Source organism: Pseudomonas sp. WS 5021 (genome assembly GCF_012985535.1).
GTDB lineage: Bacteria > Pseudomonadota > Gammaproteobacteria > Pseudomonadales > Pseudomonadaceae > Aquipseudomonas.
In genome coordinates, this window is the sequence record NZ_JAAQWP010000014.1 from 1 (window position 1) to 19778 (window position 19778).

Sequence of the window (19778 nt, forward strand, 5' to 3'; positions counted from 1 at the left end):
GGTTGGCCACGAAAAGCTGTGTGTCTTCAACTTGGCCAGAGTGTAGAAACGCTTTGACCTGGGCGTTATAGCCACAGGGCAGGCGCATCAGAAAGTGCCGCTGTTGCTGCGCGAACAGCGCGAATAAGGGGGTTGGGGAGCAATGGAACTGAAAACCAACGTAAGCCGAATTAGAGTTCGTTTTACTCGTCAGCGACTGCGAATTAACGAACTTTGATTCGTGAGAAAGGTTTATTGCACTGATTTTCGGGTGTTGGTGACCTTTCCTCGCGATAGCGGAAACGGTTTCATAAAACGGTGGTTTTATCGTACTCCCCAGACAGAGCGCTGGTTTGCGGGCAGGTACTGGGCTTAAGTGCGTTTACTGTTCCATTGCTCCCCGAACCCCTTCTTCACGGGCCAGGGCGTCTTCGCTGGTCATGGGCGGCTGGTGCTGCTGGTCGCTGGAGTCGGGCATGGATTTGGCGAGATAGGCGTTGGACATGATGACCTCTCGTCACTGCGCAGTGCTGGAGGGTATCCAGCACTGACGGGTAGCGCTGGCGGTGGCAGTCGTCCTGGCGGACAGCAGGGTGCGGTGCTCGGGTAATGTCATGTGAAGAACTCCCAATGGTGGGCAGGTACTTGAGGCGAGCGCGAGTTGTCTGCACAGGTCACTCTGCGGGACCCTCAGGCCTAATGTACCGGGATGCCAACGAATGAAGTGGACGCAATTGACCGGTGCGCAAGCGCTTTATGTCGAAATCGCGGGGGCAGACGGCATGTCCTGCGCCGAGGCCTCTGGCCTGCGGCGCAGCAACGGCCGATGGCTATTTTTTCTGGACGAAGGACAACCAGCGTTCTTCGGCCTTGACCCCGGCTTCGGAGGCCCACCATTGCGCCGAGAGCAGGGCCTGGCGCGAGATGTTGCCGGGTGCGGAAGGCAGCTTGGCCTCGCGCTCGGCCGGGATTACCCCGGTCTTGAAGGCTTCGGGGTTGAGCGGGCCGTAGTCGATGATCATCGGCAACGCCGCTTGCAGTTTGGCATCGATGGCCTCGTTGACGAATTTCATGGCGGCCACCTTGTGCGGCGAGCCTTTGAGGACGCACAACGAGTTGGTTTCCAGCACACCCTGGTTGTAGTCGAATGCCACGGGTGCGCCGGCGGCCTGTACGGCGGTGATACGGCCGTTCCAGGCCTGGATCATGTCCACTTCGCCGTCGCTGATCAGCTGCGCCGACTGCCCGCCGGACGTCCACCAGGTGGCGATGTCGGGCTTGATCTGCTCAAGCTTGCGGAAGGCGCGATCGACGTCCAGCGGATAGAGCTTGTCCATCGGCACGCCATCGGCCAGCAGCGCGATTTCCAGGGTTGGACGTGGCAGGTTACGTAGGGAGCGCTGGCCCGGGTATTTTTTGGTGTCCCAGAAGTCGGCCCAGGTCTTGGGTACGTCCGCGCCTTTGAACGCGTCCGTGCGATACGCCAGCACCGTGGAGTAGCTGATGTAGCCGACGCTGTATTCGTCCTTGAGGCTGTCGGGTATTTGCGCGGCATTGGGAATCAGCGCAAGGTCGAGCTTCTCGAACAGCCCTTCGGCTTCGCCACGGATGCAGTCGCCAGTGGGCAGGTCCACCACGTCCCAGGTGACCTTGCCGCTCTCGACCTGGGTCTTGATGATCGGGTAGGCCTTGGGCGAGCTGTCCTGTTTGAGCGTCAGACCGAGCTTTTTCGCCGCAGGCTCCAGGATCGCCTTGCTCTGGGCTTCCTGATAAGCACCGCCCTGGGATACGAACGTGATGTCCTCGGCCATGGCCTGGGTGGCGCTACCGATGAACAGGGCCAGACTCGCGAGTTGGAAAGCTGTAGTGCGCAATGTGCTCATGGAAAGACTCCGAATGGTTGGCAGATTTTCTTGGGCGAGCTGTAGGTTTTGTTGTCGGTCGCTCTGCGGGACCATGGAGGTCTAATGTACCGGCTTGTCCGTGAACGAAGCGGCTACAAATGCGCGGATGAAAAGTGGTTTATTGCGAAAATGCGAACGGGCACAGTATTTCGTGCGTCGGGTGCGGGCTTGCGCGCCTGTCGCGAGCAGCCCCGAAGCCCCCGGTAGGAGCGAGCATGCTCGCGATGGCGGTGTGTTGGGTGAGTCATAGCCAAGTCATTCAGCCCACCGTCATCCGCCTCACCACGCGCCGAATCATCGGCGCCGCCAGCACCACCACCGGCAACATCGATACCCACGACAGCGCCCACGCGTTCAACCAGCGGCCGGCAAAGGCCAGGTCGAGCGCATGGGGTGTGGTGGCGATGGCGGCCGCGACCGCGCAGGTCAGGCCGGATTGAACGACGCCGAAAACGAAATGCTCATAACGGGCGGGGATTTTCATCGGGGGTTCTCGAGAAAGAGCGGGGGGGCGCGATGCCCGGCCGCTCGGGCACGATCAAGCCGGTTGCAGTTGCGCGATAGTCTCTTCGGTGGTCCACAGCCCGTGGGCGAGGAAGCGGTAATTGATGATGGCCGCCAGGTAGCCGTCGCCATCCGGCAGGCGCGGGCCGGCGGTGGCGTCGCGTACCACGACTATTTCAAAGCCCTGTTCGAGCAGTTCGCGCAGGTGTGATTCCACGCAAAGGTTGGCCGCCATGCCGGCGAGGATGATCTGCGACACGCCTTTCTTGCGCAATTGCAGCGCCAGGTCGTTGGTTTCCGGGCCGTAGACCTTGTGCGGCGAGGCGATGATGGTCTCGCCGTCGAGAATGTACGGCTTGTAGATCTCGAGGAAATCGGCGCCGGAGCCTTCGAAGTTTTCCAGGGTGTTCGGTCCCTTGCGATCGAACATGCAGATGCTGTGCATGACCTTTTCCAGCGGACCGCCAAAATGCCAGTCGTGGTCGTGCGGGTAGTAATAGTGTGGCGACACGGCCACGGGCAGGTCGTGAGCCTTGAAGGCCTTGAACAGTTTTTCCAGGTTTTCGACGGTGTTGTTCTCGACGATGCTCTCACCGAACACCGCCCAACTGGCGCCGGCAGGGCTGAGGAAGTCGTTCTGTGGGTCGATGACCACCAGGGCGGCTTTGCTCAGGTCGAGCTTGAAACCAGTGGCAGGCAGTGCGGGTTCGGCGGGGTCGGCGTACAGATGGCTCATGACGATTTACCTCTTGGGTGCTTGCGTGGATGAGACGTGAATGTTGCTTTATATAAATGACCAGTCGTCTTATTAATGAGGAAAAAAAACTCACTCCAATAGCCGAGGCAAGACCATCGATACGAAACGCTGCAGAGGTGCACCGTCGCGCAGGACCTTGCCGCGCATGACCGCACCTTCCCAGCCTTCGACGATGACACTGGCCAGCGCTTCGGCGTCGTGAGTTTCAGAGAGTTCGCGGCGCTGCTGCGCTTCACGCAGGCAGCTCGCGAGCAAACCTTCCCAGCGCGCCAGCACATCGGCCAGACGCTTGCGGGTTTGTTCGCTGCCATTGGACATTTCCAGGGACAGGTTGCCAATCAGGCAACCCAGGCTGTATTCATGCTCGCCGTGCTCGAGCACCAGGGCCTGGAAGAACTGGCCGATGCGCTCCAGCGGCTTGACCCGGGCGTCGTAGAAGATCGGCCCGTGGCGGGTTTCGATCGAGGTCCAGTATTCCTCGAGGATCTCTGCCGCGAAGTCTTCCTTGCTGGCGAAGTAGTTGTAGAAAGAGCCCTTGGGAATCTCGGCAGCGGCGGTGATGTCCTGGACGCCGCAGCCGTTGAAGCCACGGTTGTGAACCACCTGGCGGCCAATCGACAGCAAACGGGATCTGACTTCGAGGTTGACCGGGCGAGCCATGACAGAGACATCCAGTGATGAGAAAGTTTTAATAAACTAACTGGTCATCTATGTTTCGTCAACAGTCGAATTGACTGCCAATCAGTCCGCCTGCGCCATCTCGATGTACTCGAGCATCTTCTCGTTGCCATCGAGAATGTCACGGCAGATGGCCGCCCGTGCCGCCGCGCCATCGCGGCGCTTGAGTGCGTCGAGCACTTCCCAGTGATGGTCGATGGCCATGCGCTCGTTGAAGTTGCCATAGGCACGGGCGATCAGTGGGCCGGTGCGCATCCACAGGCTATCGAGCAAACCCGCCAGCACCGGCATGCGCGCGATGGTGGTCAGCGCGTAGTGAAATTGCTGATTGCACTTGAGAGCGGCTTGCAAGTCCTGGGCGTTGATCGCGGCGATGTTGTTTTCGATGCAGGCTTGCAGGTCTGCGAGTTCGCTGTCGGTCACCAGCGCGGCGGCCGTCTCCGCAGCCAGGCCTTCAAGCGCCAGGCGGATGCTGCGGATCTCGCCGTATTGCGCGGCGGTGAGGATGGGTACGCGGATGTCACGCGGGGTCTTGAGGATCAGCGCCTGTTCCTTGGCCAGTTGCAGGATCGCGTCGCGCACCGGTGTGACGCTGGTGCCCAGTTGTTCGGCCAGGTCGCGGATGCGCAGGCGGTCATCGGGCTGGAAACGCCCGGTGATCAGTGCCTCGCGCAGCAACTCGTAGATGCCACTGCCCAGGTAAGAGTGATTGAGGGTTTGAATAGGGTAGGGGTTGCTCATTGATCGCTCATCTGCGGCGGATGCCCGGCCCGAATGATGGAAGTTTCCGGCCGGGATTTCCAGATTATTTCAGACGTGCTGACCACCGTTGACATGAATCTCCGAACCGTTGATGTACGACGCGCCTCGGGTGCAGAGGAAATGCACCAGGGATGCGACTTCTTCCGGCTTGCCCAAGCGGTGCATGGGGATCTGCTGATCGACGATCAGTTCGGTCCCGGCAGACAGGATCGACGTCTCGATCTCACCCGGTGCAATCGCATTGACCCGCACACCGTGTGGCCCGAAATCATGGGCCATTTCCCGCGTCAGTGCGGCCAGTGCAGCTTTCGAGCAGGCGTAGGCGACCCCGGCAAACGGGTGCACCCTGGAACCTGCAATCGAGGTGACGTTGATCACCGAGCCTTGCGCCGCCTTGAGCTCATCGAACAGCCCTTGGGCCAGTAACGCCGTGGAAAACAGGTTGACGTTGAACACGCTGAGCCAGGTGGCGTAATCGGATTCCAGCACGCCCAATCGTGCGCCGGCTTCGCCTTTGGGTGAAATGCCGGCGTTGTTCACCAGGGCATCGAGGCGTCCGCCGAGTTTCTCCCGGATCAATGGCAGGCTGCGGCGCACTTCGTCGATGTCTTCCAGGTCCAGGTGGATGTGGTTCAACTCGCCTTCAGCCCAGGGGCAGCCTTCGGTCCAGTTCTGTCGCGAGGCCGTAAACACGCGCCAGCCCGCAGCGTTGAAGTGCTTCACCGTGGCATGGCCGATGCCACGGCTCGCACCGGTGAGGAGGAGGGTTCGTTGCTCGGTCATGCAGGCGCTCCTGAGGAAGGGGTGGAGTGGTGAGACTATACCAGTAAAAATTATGATGCATCATATTCTAAATATGTTACTAATGAGCTGCGCCTCGGAATCATCGCCGTGCGCCGGCCACCAGGTGCAAGACACCCGGCGCTGACCGAAATATTGCTGCCAAAAACAAAAAAACCACCTGCCATCCCTTAGCTGCCGCTCACGCACGTAGCGAATTCGGAGAGACGCATGAACAGCAAAATCGCAACTGTACTGATGCTTGGAATGCTTGCCGGCCCTTTGAGCGCCGCTGAAAAACTGACCGTGGTGTCCTTCGGCGGCAACAACCGCCAGGCCCAGGAAAAAGCCTTCTACAAACCCTTCACCTCGGAAAAGAAAGTGGCGATCACGGCCGATGACTACAACGGCGAAATGGCCAAGATCCGGGTCATGGCCGACACCGGGAAAACCAGCTGGGACGTGGTCGAGGTCGAATCCCCCGAGCTGTTGCGCGGTTGTAGCGAAGGCCTGTTCGAGCCATTGGACTGGTCGCGCATCGGCAAGAAAGAAGATTTCATCCCGGCCGCCGTCAGCGATTGCGGGGTGGGTATCTTCATCTGGTCTACCGTTCTGACATACGACCCGAAAAAACTCGCCAGCGCGCCACAGGGCTGGGCGGATTTCTGGGACGTGAAGAAATACCCCGGCAAGCGCGGCCTGCGCCGTGGCGCCAAGTTCACCCTGGAGTTCGCCCTGTTGGCCGATGGCGTGGCCAAGGAAGATGTCTACACCTTGCTCGGCACCGAGGAGGGCGTGCAGCGGGCCTTCCGCAAACTGGATCAGATCAAGCCCGACATCCAGTGGTGGGAATCCGGCGCGCAGCCGTTGCAATGGCTGGCGGCAGGCGACGTGGTGATGACTTCGGCCTATAACGGGCGTGTCACCTCGGCGCAGGCGGAGGGACAATCGTTTGAAATGCAGTGGAATGGCAGCCTGTACGACCTGGATCACTGGGCCATCGTCAAAGGCTCGCCGAAGAAGGCCCTGGCGGAAAACTTCATCGCGTTTGCCAGTGCACCGGTTCAGCAGAAGCACTTTGTCGAGGCCATTCCTTATGGGCCAAGCAACACCAAAACCGTGGCACTGGTCGATGAGGCGGTGGGCAGCAAACTGCCGACTTCACCGGATAACCTGAAGAACGCCCGGGCCACGGATGCCGAGTTCTGGATCGACCACGGCGAAGACCTGGAAGAGCGTTTCATCGCTTGGGCCAACAAGTAATGCAAGGGGCCTGCGCGAGCAGGCCACATCACCGAAGCGAGGAGTCATGAACAATGCCGCTTGAGAAAGTATCGGCGCAACCCTGTCTGCTGGAGGCGGCCCCTGCCCGTGTCAGTGACGGGCAGGTCCTTGGGGTCCTTGCGCAGCACTACGCGATCAGCGGAAAACTCGAGCAACTGGGCGGCGAGCGCGACCTCAATTTCCGGGTCATGCTCGCGGACGGTACGTCGCGTCTGTTCAAGTTGTCGCATCCATTGGAAAACCCGCAGGTCGTGGACTTCCATAACCAGGCCATGCTCCAGATCGAGCGTAACGATCCGGCGTTGCCGGTGCAGCGTGTCTTTGCATCACTCGGCGGGCGATTCGTGGAGCCGGTCGAAATCGAAGGCCAGCGCATGTTGGTCCGTCTCCTGTCCTTCGTTGACGGCTTGCCGCTGCACCGCGTCGCCCACACATCGGTGAATTTCAGGCAGAACCTGGGCCAAGCGCTCGCCCGGTTCGACCTGGCCCTGGACGGCTTCAGCCATCCCGCTGCCGGGCACGTCCTGCTGTGGGACATGCAACACGCCCAGCGCCTCAGGCCCCGGCTGAAACACATCGAGCCGGGCGTTCGTCGCGACCGGATCGAACACAGCCTGGACCGCTTCGAATCCCAGGTACTGGGCAAGTGCGCCACGCTGCGCCACCAGGTGATCCATAACGACATGAACCCGCACAACATCATCGTCGATCCGGATCAGCCCGATGTGTTGCGCAACATCCTGGATTTTGGCGACATGGTCCACGCGCCGTTGGTCAACGAGGTCGCGGTCGCGGCATCGTACCAATTGGGGGTGGCGGGCGACGTCCTGGCCCCGGCGCTGGACATGATCCGCGCCTATCACCAGGTCAATCCCCTCACCGGCGAAGAATTGCAACTGCTGCCGGTGCTGATCTCCACACGCCTGGCGTTGTCGTTGTGCATCAATTATTGGCGGGCCGACCTGCACCCGGACAATCGCGAGTACATCCTGCGCAACTCATACCGCGCCCAGGATGCCCTGGCGGGATTGTCCGCAATGGCACCCGCCGAGATCCACGACAGAATCCTTGCCGCTTGCACCCAGGAGGTTGGCGCATGAGCATGATCAACGGTTTCACTTCTGAAGATGCCGATCGCCTGTCAGACAAGGAAAAACGCCTTGTCGAACGCCGGGCACGGTTGCTCGGCCCGGCCTATCGACTGTTCTACGAACACCCCTTGCACACGGTGCGCGGCGAGGGCGTGTGGCTGTACGACGAACAAGGCCGGCGGTATCTGGATGCCTACAATAACGTGGCGTCGGTGGGGCATTGTCATCCCCGGGTGGTCGAGGCGATCAGCCGGCAGGCCGGGCAACTCAACACCCACACTCGCTACTTGCAGGAGGGCATGCTCGATTACGCCGAGCAACTGCTGGGCACCTTTCCCGAGTACCTCGAGCGGGTCATGTTTACGTGCACCGGCAGCGAGGCCAACGATCTGGCGTTGCGCATCGCCAAACAGTTTACCGGCGGCACCGGCGTGATCATCACCCGCTTCGCGTATCATGGCGTCACGGGTGATATCGCCGAGCTTTCTCCGTCGCTCGGCCCGAGCATGGTTCTGCCACCCCACGTGCGCACCGTTCGCGCCCCCGATGCTTATCGGCTGGGTGCGGATCAAGTGGCCTCGACCTTCGTGGCTGACGTCCGTGCGGCCATCGATGACCTGCGCAAACACGGCATTCGTCCGGCGGCGATCCTGCTCGACGGCATTTTCGCCAGCGATGGCGTCTTTGCGGGCCCAACCGGCTGCATCGCCGAAGGGATCGCATTGGCCCAGGCCGAAGGCCTGTTGTACATCGCCGATGAAGTCCAGTCCGGCTTCGCCCGCACTGGCCTGAACATGTGGGGTTTCCAGCGGCACGACGTGCGCCCCGACCTCCTGACCCTGGGCAAGCCGATGGGCAACGGCCACCCCATCGCCGGCCTGGTCGGTCGAGCGCAAGTGGTCGATCACTTTGGCCAGAACATGCGCTACTTCAACACCTTTGGCGGCAACCCGGTGTCCTGCGCAGCGGGGCAGGCCGTGCTGGACGTCATCCGTGACGAACAGTTGCAGCAGCGCTCGCACACCCTGGGTGAATGTCTGTTGACGGGGTTGCGGGAGCTGGCCGAGCGTTACCCGATCATCGGCGATGTGCGCGGTGCCGGGATGTTCCTGGGGGTCGAGCTGGTGACCGATCGCGCCACAAAAGCGCCTGCCGCCACGCAGACCCGTCAGGTGGTCAACGCGATGCGCGAGCAGGGCGTATTGATCAGTGCTGCCGGGCCGCTGGAAAACGTGCTGAAGATTCGCCCGCTGCTGGCCTTCGAACAGGAGCATGCGCACTTGCTACTGGAAGCGGTCGGCACGGCGCTGGAAGGGCTGCAGCCGTAGCGGTTCAGACGATATCGTCGATCAGGATATGGTGCTGCCCACGGCTGCAGCGTTCGATGCGCGCCTCGACCTTGTACACCGCGCGCAGCATCTGCTCGTTGATCACTTCATGGCTCGGGCCGCTGCCCTGAGCGGTGCCATCGGCGATGACCAGCACCTGAACGGCGAAGCGCAAGGCCTGGTTCAGGTCATGGATGGCGATGAACACGATGACTTCGCGCTTTCGCGCCAGGTCGCGCATGAAGTTCAGCACCTGGACCTGGCGGTGCATGTCGAGGGCGCTGGTGGGCTCGTCCATCAGCAGGATCTGCGGTTCGCGCACCAGCGTCTGGGCGATTGAGACCAGTTGTTGCTGGCCGCCGCTGAGTTCACCCAGGTTGCGGAATGACAGCGGCGTAATGCCCAGGGCGTCGAGGATCTCATCGACCAGTTTCAGTTCGTCATCGTGGACCACCCAACCCGGTGTCAGTTGCTTGCGCGCCAGCAGCACCGATTCGTACACGGTCAAACGGGCGCTGGCGTTGAGGCCCTGGGGCATGTAGCTGATGCCTTTCATGCCTTTTTCCGCGCCTTGCAGCTTTACCTCGCCGGGCCCGTCGATCAGCCCTGCCATGCGTTTGAACAGGGTCGATTTACCTGCGGCATTGGGCCCGACCACGGCGACCACCTGGCCGCCGACAAACTCGGTGGTGGTCACACCGCTGATGATCGTGCGCTGGCCATAGCTGGCGCCGAGGTCTTGCAGCTGGATCGTTACCATGAGTTTTTCTTTGCGCCGAGAATCAGAGAGATAAAGAACGGTACGCCGATCAGGGACGTGACCACGCCGATGGGGAAAATCGCGCCGGGGATCAGGGTTTTGCTGACCACCGAACTCGCCGACAGGATCAGTGCGCCGGTGAGCAACGAGGCCGGCAGGAAGAAACGTTGGTCTTCGCCAATCAGCATCCGCGCGATGTGCGGGCCGACCAGCCCGATAAAGCCGATGGTGCCGACGAAGGCCACGGGAAACGCAGCGAGCAGGCTGACCATGATCAGCGTCTGGAAACGCAGGCTGCGCACGTTGATACCGAAGCTGGCCGCCTTGTCATCCCCCAGCCGCAGGGCGGTGAGCGCCCAGGTGCGCCTGGCGAAAATCGGCAGGGTGATCAGGATCACCACACAGATCACGCCCAGCTTGGGCCAGGTCGCCTTGGTCAGGCTGCCCATGGTCCAGAACACGACGGCGGCCACGGCTTGCTCGGTGGCAAAAAACTGCACGAGTGCGAGCAACGCGTTGAACGTGAACACCAGGGCAATGCCGAGCAGCACGATGGTTTCGGCGGTGACGCCACGGCGCAGGCTCAAGAAGTGGATCAGCAGGGCGCAGAGCATGGCCATGATGAACGCGTTGGCCGGCACCATGTACTGCGCTGCCAGCGGAAACAGCGCCACACCGAACGCCAGCCCCATGGCGGCGCCGAAACTGGCTGCCGCGGAAATGCCCAGGGTGAACGGGCTGGCCAACGGGTTGTTGAGGATGGTCTGCATCTGCGCCCCGGCCAGCGATAACGCCGCGCCCACGGCGACCGCCATCAGTGCCACGGGCAGGCGAATATCCCACATCACCACCCGCACCTGCGGCGCGGCGCTGTCCGGTGAAAGCAGCGCACCGAGCACTTCGCCCAGGCTGTAGCTGGCCGGGCCCAGGGCCAGGTCAAGCAACACACTGCCCAACAACAGCAGCGTCAGGGCGCCGAGGATCAGGCGTTTGCGCACCACCAGGCGGCGGTAGGTGTCGCGCTGGACCATCGTATCGTTGATCGCATTCATGGCTTGATCTCGGGTTCGCCCAGGCTGACGAAATAGCCAGGCTCGTAGGGCACCGGCAGGAAGCGCTCATGCAACTCGCGAAACGCGGCTTGCGGATCGAGGTCTGCAAACAGCGTCGGATGAAACCATTTGGCCAGTTGCTGGATGGCCACGAACTGATAGGGGCTGTTGTAGAACTGGTGCCAGATGGCGTGGAAGGCCTGGCTGTCCTGCGCCTTGATTCCGGCATAGGCCGGGCGACCGGTGTACCAGGCCAGTTTGCGTCGGGCCTCGGCCATGTCCGCGCCCGGACCCACACCCACCCAATGCCCGCCCGGGGCGAAGGCTTCCCAGTTGGCGCTGGTCACGACAATCTGGTCAGGGTTGGCGACGATCACCTGCTCGGCGTTCAACTGGCCGAAGGTCGTGGGGATGATGTCCCTGGCGATGTTGTCGCCGCCGGCCATTTCGACGAAGCGGCCAAAGTTCTCGTTGCCAAAGCTCAGGCAGCAATCGTCGGTGTAGCCGCCGATGCGCTCGATGAACACCTTGGGGCGCGCAGGTTGGTGCGCGGCAATCACGTCGGTGACCCGGCGAATCTGCTGGTTGCGGAACGCGATGAACGCTTCGGCGCGTTGCTCCTTGCCGAACAATTGGCCGAACAGGCGCATGGTCGGCTCGGTGTTCTGCATCGGGTAGTTGCGAAAGTCGACGTACACCACGGGAATGCCCAGGGCGTCGAGCTTCTCGATGTAGCGCGCATCTTCGGTCGCGTGCTGGGCCTCGATATTGAGGACAATCACATCGGGGCGCTGCGAGATCGCTTGCTCGATGTCGAAGGTGCCGTCTTCAAACCCGCCGAAGGTGGGGATGTCGGCAATGCCCGGAAACTTGCGCAGGTAGGCGTTGTAGGTGTCGGGATCGGACTGGATGAGGTCCTTGCGCCAGCCGACGATACGCTCGATGGGGTTTTGCGTGTCCAGCGCCGCCACCAGGTACAACTGGCGGCCTTCGCCGAGAATCACCCGTTTGACTGGCAGGTTTACCTTGACCTTGCGCCCGAGCAAATCGGTCACGGTGCTGCGTGTGTCAACCGCTTCGTTGGCCAATGACGCCAGTGAAACCCCCAGCAATCCAGCAAACAGCAGCGCGGCCAGGGCGTGGCTGCGTCGAACAATGGTGAGCATGATCAAGGCCTTTGCATGTGTCAGAAATCGACCGTGGCCGACAGGAGCAGGGTGCGTGGTGAACCCTGGGAAAATGCGCCGTAGGAGGCGACTCCCGACCAATATTCACGGTCGAAAACGTTTTGCACCGTGGCGCGAAAGGTCGTGGGTCGCTGAGCGATACGCGTGGCGTATCGAGCGCCGACATCGATGCGCGTCCACGGGGCCAGTTCCTGGGTGTTGGCCTGGTTGACGTATTGGCTGGCGGTGTAGATCGCGCCGCTGGTGAGTGTCAGCCCTTCGGCCCAGGGCGTGTCCCACTCGGCCCAGAGGTTGGCTTGCACGTCGGGCACGCCCACCGGTTTGTTACCACGGTTGGCCGCCACGCTGGTCCTGGTCAGTTGTCCGTCCAACAGCGTCACGCCACCGAGCAGGCGCGTGCCTTGGGCAATTTCGCCCGACATGTTCAGCTCCACGCCGCGATTGCGCTGTTCACCCTGGACGGCGAACACCCCGGAAGACAATTCGCCGCTGGGCTTCTTGATCTGGAACAGGGCCAGGCTCGACATGAAGCTGCCGTAATCGAGCTTGACCCCGACCTCCTGCTGGCGCGACACGTAGGGGGCAAAGATTTCGCCGGCGTTCGAAGCGGTGCTGGGGGCGACGTCCCCCTTGCTCAGGCCTTCGATGTAGTTGTAGTAGAACGACACGTGATCCCAGGGCCGCAGCACGGCCCCGAACAACGGCGTGGTCTTGCCATCGTCATAGGCTGAAGTGACTGCACCGGCGGCGTTGTAGTTGTGGGACTGGATGTTCTGCTTGCGCAGGCCCAGGGTCACTTGCACGCGCTGGTCGAGTATCGACAGGGTGTCGGCCAGGGCGATGCCGGACAACTCGGTCGCCGACACTTTGGGCGTGGCCGGCTCGGCAATCGCGGGTTTGGGGCGATGGACCGGGTGGTAAATGTTCGACAGCACCGCAGGCCCGGACAAAATGCCCCGGGATAATTCATCGCGATAACGCGTCACTTGCAGGGCGGTGCTGTGGCTCACGGGACCGGTGTCGAATCGCAGGCGCGCACCGGCGTCGACCGTGTAGCGCCGGACTTCGAACTTGTAATAACCGGGGATCGACGAGGTGTCGCCTGCGGCGTTGATGATCGTGGGCGTCTGGTCGGACATGCGTGCGACCTTCGACTGGCCACCGCCTGCATGGGCGAACACCGTCAGTTGGTCGTTGAGGTCGTATTCACCGCTGAGCAGGGCCGACTTGTCGCGGGTGCTGGACCAGCCCCAGTCCTGGCTGACGCTGGTCCGGCCGTTGGCGGCAGAAGGGATTTGCACGCCCGACGCGATCAGGAACGGTCGGGACGCGGCGTCAAACCGTTCTTCCTGGCTCACCAGGTCCAGGCTGGTGCGCAGGCGATCTCCTTGATAATCCAGGGACAGCGCGCCGACGCCGACCTCGCGGTCCTGATCGTCGATCACCGTGTCACCTTGCTGCACGCTACCGTTGAGGCGCATACCGAATCGGCGCTCCTCGCCAAAGCGTCGACTGAGGTCCAGGTGACCGCCCAGTTGGGCGTCCTGGGCGTAACTGGCGGTGAATCGGGTCAGGTCTTCATCGAGAGAACGCTTGGGCACCACGTTGATCACGCCGCCCACGGCACTGTTGGGCGACATGCCGTAGAGCAGCGCGCCGGGCCCCTTGACCACTTCGATGCGTTCGGCGTATTCGGTGAACACCCGGTAGTTGGAGGCCACGCCATAGACGCCGTCGAAGGCCAGTTCGCCCAGGTTGCCTTCACCGACGGGAAATCCCCGGATGAAGAACGAGTCGACGATGCCACCGGTCTGGCCGGTGGAGCGCACCGATGAGTCGCGCTCCAGCACATCACCCACGGTCTTTGCCTGTTGATCCTTGATCAGCGCGGCGGTGTAGGTGCTGACGCTGAATGGCGCATCCATCACGGCGGTGTTGCCGAGCATGCCCAGACGGCTGCCAGTCGCCACCTGGCCGCCCGGATACACCGGTGGCAGGCTGTCACTGCGTGTGTCGATGCCGTCGATGGTGGTTTCCTCGAGGGTGACCCGACGTTGCACCAGTGTGTAACTGCCGTCGCTGCGCAGGACCATGTCCAGGCCACTGCCGGCGAGCAAGCGGGTCACGGCTTCGCGGGTCGAGCAAGATCCGGTTAGCCCCGGGCTGATCAAGCCCTCGGTCAGTGAAGGTTCGAACGACAGGGCGATGCCGGCATCCACGGCGAAGCTCGACAGCGTTGCGCCCAGAGGTCCGGGGGCGATGTTGTAGGCATGGACCACGACCGAATCCAGTTGCACCGGCGCGGCTGCCATCGCCAACGGGCAGGCAGCGCTGATCAGGGTCAGGCTCAGCAGCGCGCGGCAAATGACAGGCATGGATGGATGACCCTGTGGCGAGAGGCAATGGAGGTTTCTGTACAGGCCAGCCGAGATCGAAAAAAGTATCAGCCAGCGGCAGATTTTTTTTGGAGACTCAGGCCGGGGACAAGGTGACCCAGTACCCTCGCAGATGAGCGGTGGCGGTGACCGGGTAGGTTTGCACCAGCATGTTCAAGGTGCGCTGGCTGTCGCTGATCGGAAAAGCGCCGGAAATGCGCAGGTCGGCAATCGCCGGGTCGAACCTGACGAAGCCGTGGCGATAGCGGGTGACCTCAGCGACGAAATCCGCCAGGCGCATCTTGTCCGCCATCAGCATGCCCTGGGTCCAGGCGCTGGCGTTACGGTCAGTGGGGTTCGCCGCGCCAAAGGCCTGTGCGGTGAATGCCATGCGTTGTCCGGCATTGACGATCAGGGACTCGGCCTGGCGGTTCTCGGCCAGCACCACTTTGACGGCGCCTTCCAATACCGCAAGGTGGGTGAACGGGCTCAATTGGCGGACGATGAAACGCGTGCCCAGGGCCTGCATGTGGCCCTGTGCGGTACTGACCAGGAAGGGCCGGGCCAGGGGGGAATTGTCCGTGGCGGTCTGCACCAGGATCTCGCCTTCGCGCAGGCGGATCAGGCGCTGCTGGCTGTCGAACAGCACATCGACGGCGGTATTGGTGTTCAGGGTGATGCGAGAGCCATCGGCCAGGGTCCACTCGCGTCGTTCGCCGACGGCGGTGCGGTAATCGGCCGTCCACTGCTGCGATTGCGCCAGTTTCCAACTGCCCCAGCCTACCGGCATCACCGCCAGCAACAATGCCAGCTTGCCGAGGGCCGCACGGCGTTCCGGGTTGCTCGGTCGATCCAGCGCTGACATCGCCAGCGAAGGTGGCAGGCCGCCCAGTTTGCTTTGCAGCAACTGCGCCCGAGCCCAGGCGCGATCACGCTCGGGGCTGCTGACCTTCCAGTGTTCCCACTCGGCGCGTTCGCTGTCGCTCAGGTCGTTTTCACTCAGGCGCATCAGCCATTCGGCGGCTTCTTCGAGGACTTCAGGGGGCAGCGGCGGGTCTTTGCGCAGGATGAGCATTCATTCCACCAGCATCAGGCACTGCACGAACGCCTGCTTCATGTAGCGCTTGACGGTGATCAGCGACACGTCCAGTTGATCGGCGATGTCCTGGTATTTCAGGCCATTGAGCTGCGACAGCAGGAACGCCCGCTTGACCAGCGGCGGCAAGGCATCGAGCATCGCGTCGATTTCGTGCAGGGTCTCCAGCACCACGAAATGGGCTTCCGGGGAGGGGGCTTCCTGCGGCGGCAGGTTGGCGAGGGCGTCAAGGTAGGCGCGTTCCAGTGCCTTGCGCTGGTACCAGTTGATCAGGATGCCCTTGGCCACACAGCTGAGGTAGGCACGCGGCTGTTCGATCACCGTGACCTGGGACGCGAGGATGCGCGCGAAGGTGTCCTGTGCCAGGTCGGCCGCATCCATGGCGTTGCCCAGTTTTCGTTTCAACGTCGCATACAGCCAGCCGTGATGGCCACTGTACAGGGCCTCAATCGCACGCAGATGCTGATCTTGATTCGCGGGGAGGGTTTCGCTCATGGCGCCAGGCTGACTTGTAATTGAGAAGTATTCCCAATGCTAGATGACTCGCTACCGGGAAAGCAAGTGCGATCATTGGCCCGATGTCCGCAGGGGCAGGGCGCGCAACGCCACGATGGGCAGCAGTGCGATCAGGTAGGCCGCGCAGACGAACAGGTAGGTGTACTGCAAACCGTAGATCTGGCTGAGCAAGCCACCGGCGCAGATGCCGGCAATCGAGGCGAACTGCGAGATGCCCTGGGCAATCCCCAGCACGTAGCCCTGTTGTGAGCTGTCAGTGGTTTTCGAGATCAGAGCCATCAGTACCGGTGTCGTCGCGCCCAACAATACGCCCCAGACGAAGTACGCCATGACAAATACGCTGGCGTTGCGGGTCACGCCGATCAGCGCGGTCAGGGCGATGCAGGCGATCACCACGTAGCGGATGCGCAGCAGCGAGTCTTGCGCGGTGCGGTGCTCGAAATAACGCGACCATGTCGTTGCACAGAGGATGAAACCCAGCGCCAGCAGGCCATAACACAGGCCGACCACCGAGTTGCTGACCTCGAAGGTCGAGCTGACGTACAGCGAAAACGACGTCTGTGGCAGCATCCGCGCCAACAGCAGAATGCCCATGACACACAACAACGAAAGCACCGGAGAACGGCGCCAGGCAGGGTCGTGGGATTGCCGGGTGGTGGCAGCGGTTTTCTTCACCGGCGGCACATCCGGTAGCGTCACGGCGGCGATCACCGTGCAGACGGCGCACAGGATCGAGGCGATGAGGTTGATCCAGAAAAACGTCGCGTAATCGAGGATCAGCCCGCCGACGACGGCCCCCAGCAAGGACCCGACGTTGGTCGAAATTTGCAGGATCGCGAACAGCCTGGCGCGGCGGGTTGGTGCTTCGATGCTGACGCCGTAGGCCTGGGCGGGGGCGATGTAGCCGGCAAACGCGCCTTGCAGGAATCGCAGCACCAGGATCACCCAGATATCGCTGGCAAAGGCCAGGCCCAGTTGCGTCAGGGACAAGCCGGCGAGGGCGCGGATCATCATCAGCTTGTGACCGTAGCGATCACCGATGCGACCCCAGAATGCGCTGGTCAGCATGATGCCCAGCATGGGCCCGACGTACACGGCGATGCTGGCGAAGCTGAAAAACGAGGCCGAGTCCGTCAAGCCGCGCAGGTGCACCGGCCAGAACGGCCCGCTCATTTCCATCGCGCCCATGGAGACCAACTGGATCGCGAACAGAAGATAAATCAGGACTCTGACGCTCGAGCCCTGAATGACACCGGCGCTGGGCATGGGACAACCTCGCTAGTCGAACGGGAGCGGGGGAGCGGCAGAACATCCTCGCATCACCCGGCCAAACGGCGTGCATTTGACCCGGCTCCGGCGATTGCCGCAACCGGATAAACCCACCACGTGATGCCCGTGAGGAAAAATCGAAGCCGGGTGATACTTTTTTTCGAGCTGGCTGGCATTAGGAGTGATTCCCATTTCCTACCTCCAAGGAACCTCACGCCATGCCTGTTGCCAGTCGACCTTGCGCCGAGCGCGCCCTCACGCTCGCCATCCGCGCGGCCTTGCTCAATGTTGCCCTGATAGCCGGGAGCACCAGCGCCTGGGCCGCCACGGCCGGGCCTTCGGGCAAGCCGGAAAATCCTTCAACCGGTTCGTCGAACGAGGCACCGAACCTGACCCTGGACACCACCAACATCAACGCCCGCTACGCCGGGCCCACCGCGCTGCCCGCAGAGTTCACCGGTGGCCAGGTAGCGCGCGGTGCGCGCCTGGGCATGATGGGCAACAAGGATGTGATGGACACGCCGTTCAGCGTGACCAGCTACACGGCCAAGACCCTGGCCGACCTGCAAACGGTGACCGTGGCCGACGCCCTGCAACGGGATCCTTCGGTGCGCTCCACCGGGCAAACCGGCGGCATCGTCGACTCCTTCTTCATCCGTGGCTTTGCCATCGGCGAAGGCAACCTGGGCGAACTCGCCTACGACGGCGTGTATGGCGTCGCGCCCAACTATCGCGCCTTTACCCAGTACACCGAACGTGTCGAAGTGCTCAAGGGGCCGGGTGCCTTGATGTACGGCATTTCACCCAACAGCGGGGTGGGCGGCGTGATCAACATCGTGCCCAAGCGCCCGCTGGCCGAAGACCTGACCCGCTTTACCGCCAGCTACGAGTCGGACTCCAACGTCGGCGGTCATCTGGATGTCAGCCGCCGCTTCGGCGACGAGAACCAGTTTGGCGTGCGCTTCAACGGCAGTTTGCAGGGTGGCGATACCGCTGTGGATGACCAGGAGCGTGCGGTGAACATCGGCGCCATCGCCCTGGATTATCAGGGTGAGCGCTTGCGCCTGAACCTGGACTTCATCAGCCAGAGCGAAAAATTCGATGGCGCATCACGGCCATTCACCATCGCACCGGGGGTCGAGGTGCCTTCCGCCGCCAATGGTCGTACCAACGTATCGCAGAAGTGGGGCTGGTCCGACACCAAGGAGCAGTCGGCCTTGCTGGGCGGCGAATACGACCTGAACGACAACCTGACCGTGTTCGCCCACGCCGGTGGCGGCAAGTCGGATGTCAAACGCTTGTCCGACCAGGTGCCTCGCATTCTCAACGATGCAGGTGACACCAGTAATATTCCCGGTTACTACAAATTCAACGTCGACCGCTCGACCGTCGATGTGGGCCTTCGCGCACTCTTCGCCACCGGCCCGGTGACCCATACCACGACGCTCATGGCCACCCGTTATCAGGATGAACTGTCCCGAGGCATCACCAACGGTACCGACATCCGTTCCAACTTCTACCACCCGGTTGACGTGCCCAAACAGTACCTGGCTGCGCCGAAGGTGCTGCGCGTTTCCGAATCGGAACTGTCCGGCGTGGCGTTCACCGATACCCTGGGCATGTTGGATGACCGCATCCAGTTGACGCTTGGTGTGCGCCGCCAGGACATCGAATCGCGTAACTACAACGCCGCCGGCTCAGTCAGTTCGCGCTATGACGACAGCGCCACGACGCCGCTGGTGGGCGTGGTGGTCAAACCGTGGGAAGACGTGTCGCTGTACTACAACTATGTCGAAGGCCTGAGCAAAGGTGACATCGCCCCCGGCACGGCGGCCAACGCCGGTGAAACCTTCGCTCCGTATGAGTCCAAGCAGCATGAATTGGGGGTGAAGTATGAGCACGGTACGTTCATGACCACCCTGGCCCTGTTCCAGATCGAAAAACCGAGCGGCGAAGTGGGTGCGAACAATGTGTTTTCGGTGCAGGCCGAACAGCGCAACCGTGGCGTCGAACTCAGCGTATTCGGCGAAGTGGCACCCGGCACCCGCCTGATGGGCGGCGTGACCTTCCTCGACGGCGAACTGACGGACTCGGCCACTGCGGCCAACCGCGGCAACAAACCGGTCGGCGTACCCGACATCCAGGCCAACCTCTGGGCCGAATGGGACACCCCTTGGCTGGAAGGCTTCACCCTGACCGGCGGCGCCATCTACACCGACAGCCAATACGTCAACCAGGCCAACACCCAGGAACTGGATGCCTGGACCCGCATCGACGCCGGCGCGCGCTACGCCACCAAAATCGAAGGCCGGCCAACGACGTTCCGCGCCACCGTGCAAAACGTCTTCGACCGCGAATACTGGTCGGGCGTGGCCTCGTATGGGGCGTTCTCCCAGGGGTATCCGCGTACGTTGCAGTTGTCGGCGACGGTGGATTTCTGAGGAGGGTCAGGCGGT

18 protein-coding genes are annotated in these 19778 nt (G+C 62.1%); 4 read left to right on the plus strand and 14 right to left on the minus strand.

The features are described from left to right. Window positions 1-361 precede the first annotated feature (361 nt). The 7 genes from HBO19_RS27440 to HBO19_RS27470 all read right to left on the minus strand — a co-directional run bounded on the left by HBO19_RS27440 (window position 362) and on the right by HBO19_RS27470 (window position 5367). On the minus strand, window positions 362-484 hold the full coding sequence (locus HBO19_RS27440) for a hypothetical protein (RefSeq protein ID WP_016487045.1): 123 nt from the start codon (window positions 482-484) through the stop codon (window positions 362-364). 325 nt (window positions 485-809) lie between these two features. Beyond that, window positions 810-1862, minus strand: a complete 1053-nt coding sequence (locus HBO19_RS27445; RefSeq protein WP_003465034.1) for an ABC transporter substrate-binding protein — start codon at window positions 1860-1862, stop codon at window positions 810-812. A 280-nt stretch (window positions 1863-2142) separates the two neighbouring features. Continuing rightward, a complete protein-coding gene (locus tag HBO19_RS27450) occupies window positions 2143-2367 on the minus strand; it encodes a DUF2798 domain-containing protein (RefSeq protein WP_003465037.1) in 225 nt (74 codons plus the stop codon). 54 nt (window positions 2368-2421) lie between these two features. After that, window positions 2422-3123, minus strand: coding sequence for a cysteine hydrolase (locus HBO19_RS27455; RefSeq protein WP_003465039.1), 702 nt, complete (start codon window positions 3121-3123; stop codon window positions 2422-2424). A gap of 90 nt (window positions 3124-3213) precedes the next feature. Further along, complete coding sequence (locus tag HBO19_RS27460) at window positions 3214-3804, minus strand: TetR/AcrR family transcriptional regulator (RefSeq protein WP_003465041.1); 591 nt, start codon at window positions 3802-3804, stop codon at window positions 3214-3216. An 81-nt stretch (window positions 3805-3885) separates the two neighbouring features. After that, a complete protein-coding gene (locus HBO19_RS27465; protein ID WP_016487046.1) occupies window positions 3886-4563 on the minus strand; it encodes a GntR family transcriptional regulator in 678 nt (225 codons plus the stop codon). A 69-nt stretch (window positions 4564-4632) separates the two neighbouring features. Then, entirely contained in the window at window positions 4633-5367 is a 735-nt protein-coding gene (locus HBO19_RS27470; RefSeq protein ID WP_016487047.1) for an SDR family oxidoreductase, read from the minus strand. Between the two features lie 228 nt (window positions 5368-5595). Between HBO19_RS27470 and HBO19_RS27475 the strand changes: the two genes are divergently transcribed. Genes HBO19_RS27475 through HBO19_RS27485 form a run of 3 tightly spaced genes read left to right on the plus strand, consistent with a single transcriptional unit; the run spans window position 5596 to window position 9067 of the window. Next, window positions 5596-6627 (plus strand): ABC transporter substrate-binding protein, encoded by a 1032-nt coding sequence (locus HBO19_RS27475; protein WP_016487048.1) that lies wholly within the window; start codon window positions 5596-5598, stop codon window positions 6625-6627. Between the two features lie 53 nt (window positions 6628-6680). Further along, window positions 6681-7748 (plus strand): phosphotransferase, encoded by a 1068-nt coding sequence (locus HBO19_RS27480; protein WP_016487049.1) that lies wholly within the window; start codon window positions 6681-6683, stop codon window positions 7746-7748. Further along, complete coding sequence (locus HBO19_RS27485; RefSeq protein WP_016487050.1) at window positions 7745-9067, plus strand: aminotransferase class III-fold pyridoxal phosphate-dependent enzyme; 1323 nt, start codon at window positions 7745-7747, stop codon at window positions 9065-9067. The genes HBO19_RS27480 and HBO19_RS27485 overlap by 4 nt, the downstream gene beginning before the upstream one ends. Before the next feature lie 4 nt (window positions 9068-9071). Here HBO19_RS27485 and HBO19_RS27490 read toward each other — a convergent pair whose 3' ends face one another. From HBO19_RS27490 to HBO19_RS27520, 7 genes are all read right to left on the minus strand, one after another. Next, complete coding sequence (locus HBO19_RS27490) at window positions 9072-9827, minus strand: ABC transporter ATP-binding protein (protein WP_170058671.1); 756 nt, start codon at window positions 9825-9827, stop codon at window positions 9072-9074. After that, complete coding sequence (locus HBO19_RS27495) at window positions 9821-10879, minus strand: iron ABC transporter permease (RefSeq protein WP_016487052.1); 1059 nt, start codon at window positions 10877-10879, stop codon at window positions 9821-9823. Before HBO19_RS27495 ends, HBO19_RS27490 begins: the two co-directional genes overlap by 7 nt. Further along, the gene (locus HBO19_RS27500; protein ID WP_016487053.1) at window positions 10876-12045 is read right to left on the minus strand and encodes an ABC transporter substrate-binding protein; all 1170 of its coding nucleotides are present in this window, start codon (window positions 12043-12045) and stop codon (window positions 10876-10878) included. Before HBO19_RS27500 ends, HBO19_RS27495 begins: the two co-directional genes overlap by 4 nt. Window positions 12046-12065: 20 nt before the next feature. Then, the gene (locus HBO19_RS27505; protein WP_016487054.1) at window positions 12066-14441 is read right to left on the minus strand and encodes a TonB-dependent receptor; all 2376 of its coding nucleotides are present in this window, start codon (window positions 14439-14441) and stop codon (window positions 12066-12068) included. Window positions 14442-14538: 97 nt separating this feature from the next. Next, complete coding sequence (locus tag HBO19_RS27510) at window positions 14539-15516, minus strand: FecR domain-containing protein (protein WP_016487055.1); 978 nt, start codon at window positions 15514-15516, stop codon at window positions 14539-14541. Next, window positions 15517-16032, minus strand: coding sequence for a sigma-70 family RNA polymerase sigma factor (locus HBO19_RS27515; RefSeq protein ID WP_069900678.1), 516 nt, complete (start codon window positions 16030-16032; stop codon window positions 15517-15519). 72 nt (window positions 16033-16104) lie between these two features. After that, window positions 16105-17319 carry an MFS transporter gene (locus HBO19_RS27520; protein WP_069900677.1) on the minus strand — a complete coding sequence of 405 codons (1215 nt, stop codon included), beginning with the start codon at window positions 17317-17319 and terminating at the stop codon, window positions 16105-16107. 221 nt (window positions 17320-17540) lie between these two features. On the opposite strand from HBO19_RS27520, the gene HBO19_RS27525 reads away from it, so the two are divergent. After that, the gene (locus tag HBO19_RS27525; RefSeq protein WP_169990546.1) at window positions 17541-19763 is read left to right on the plus strand and encodes a TonB-dependent siderophore receptor; all 2223 of its coding nucleotides are present in this window, start codon (window positions 17541-17543) and stop codon (window positions 19761-19763) included. Window positions 19764-19778 lie beyond the last annotated feature (15 nt).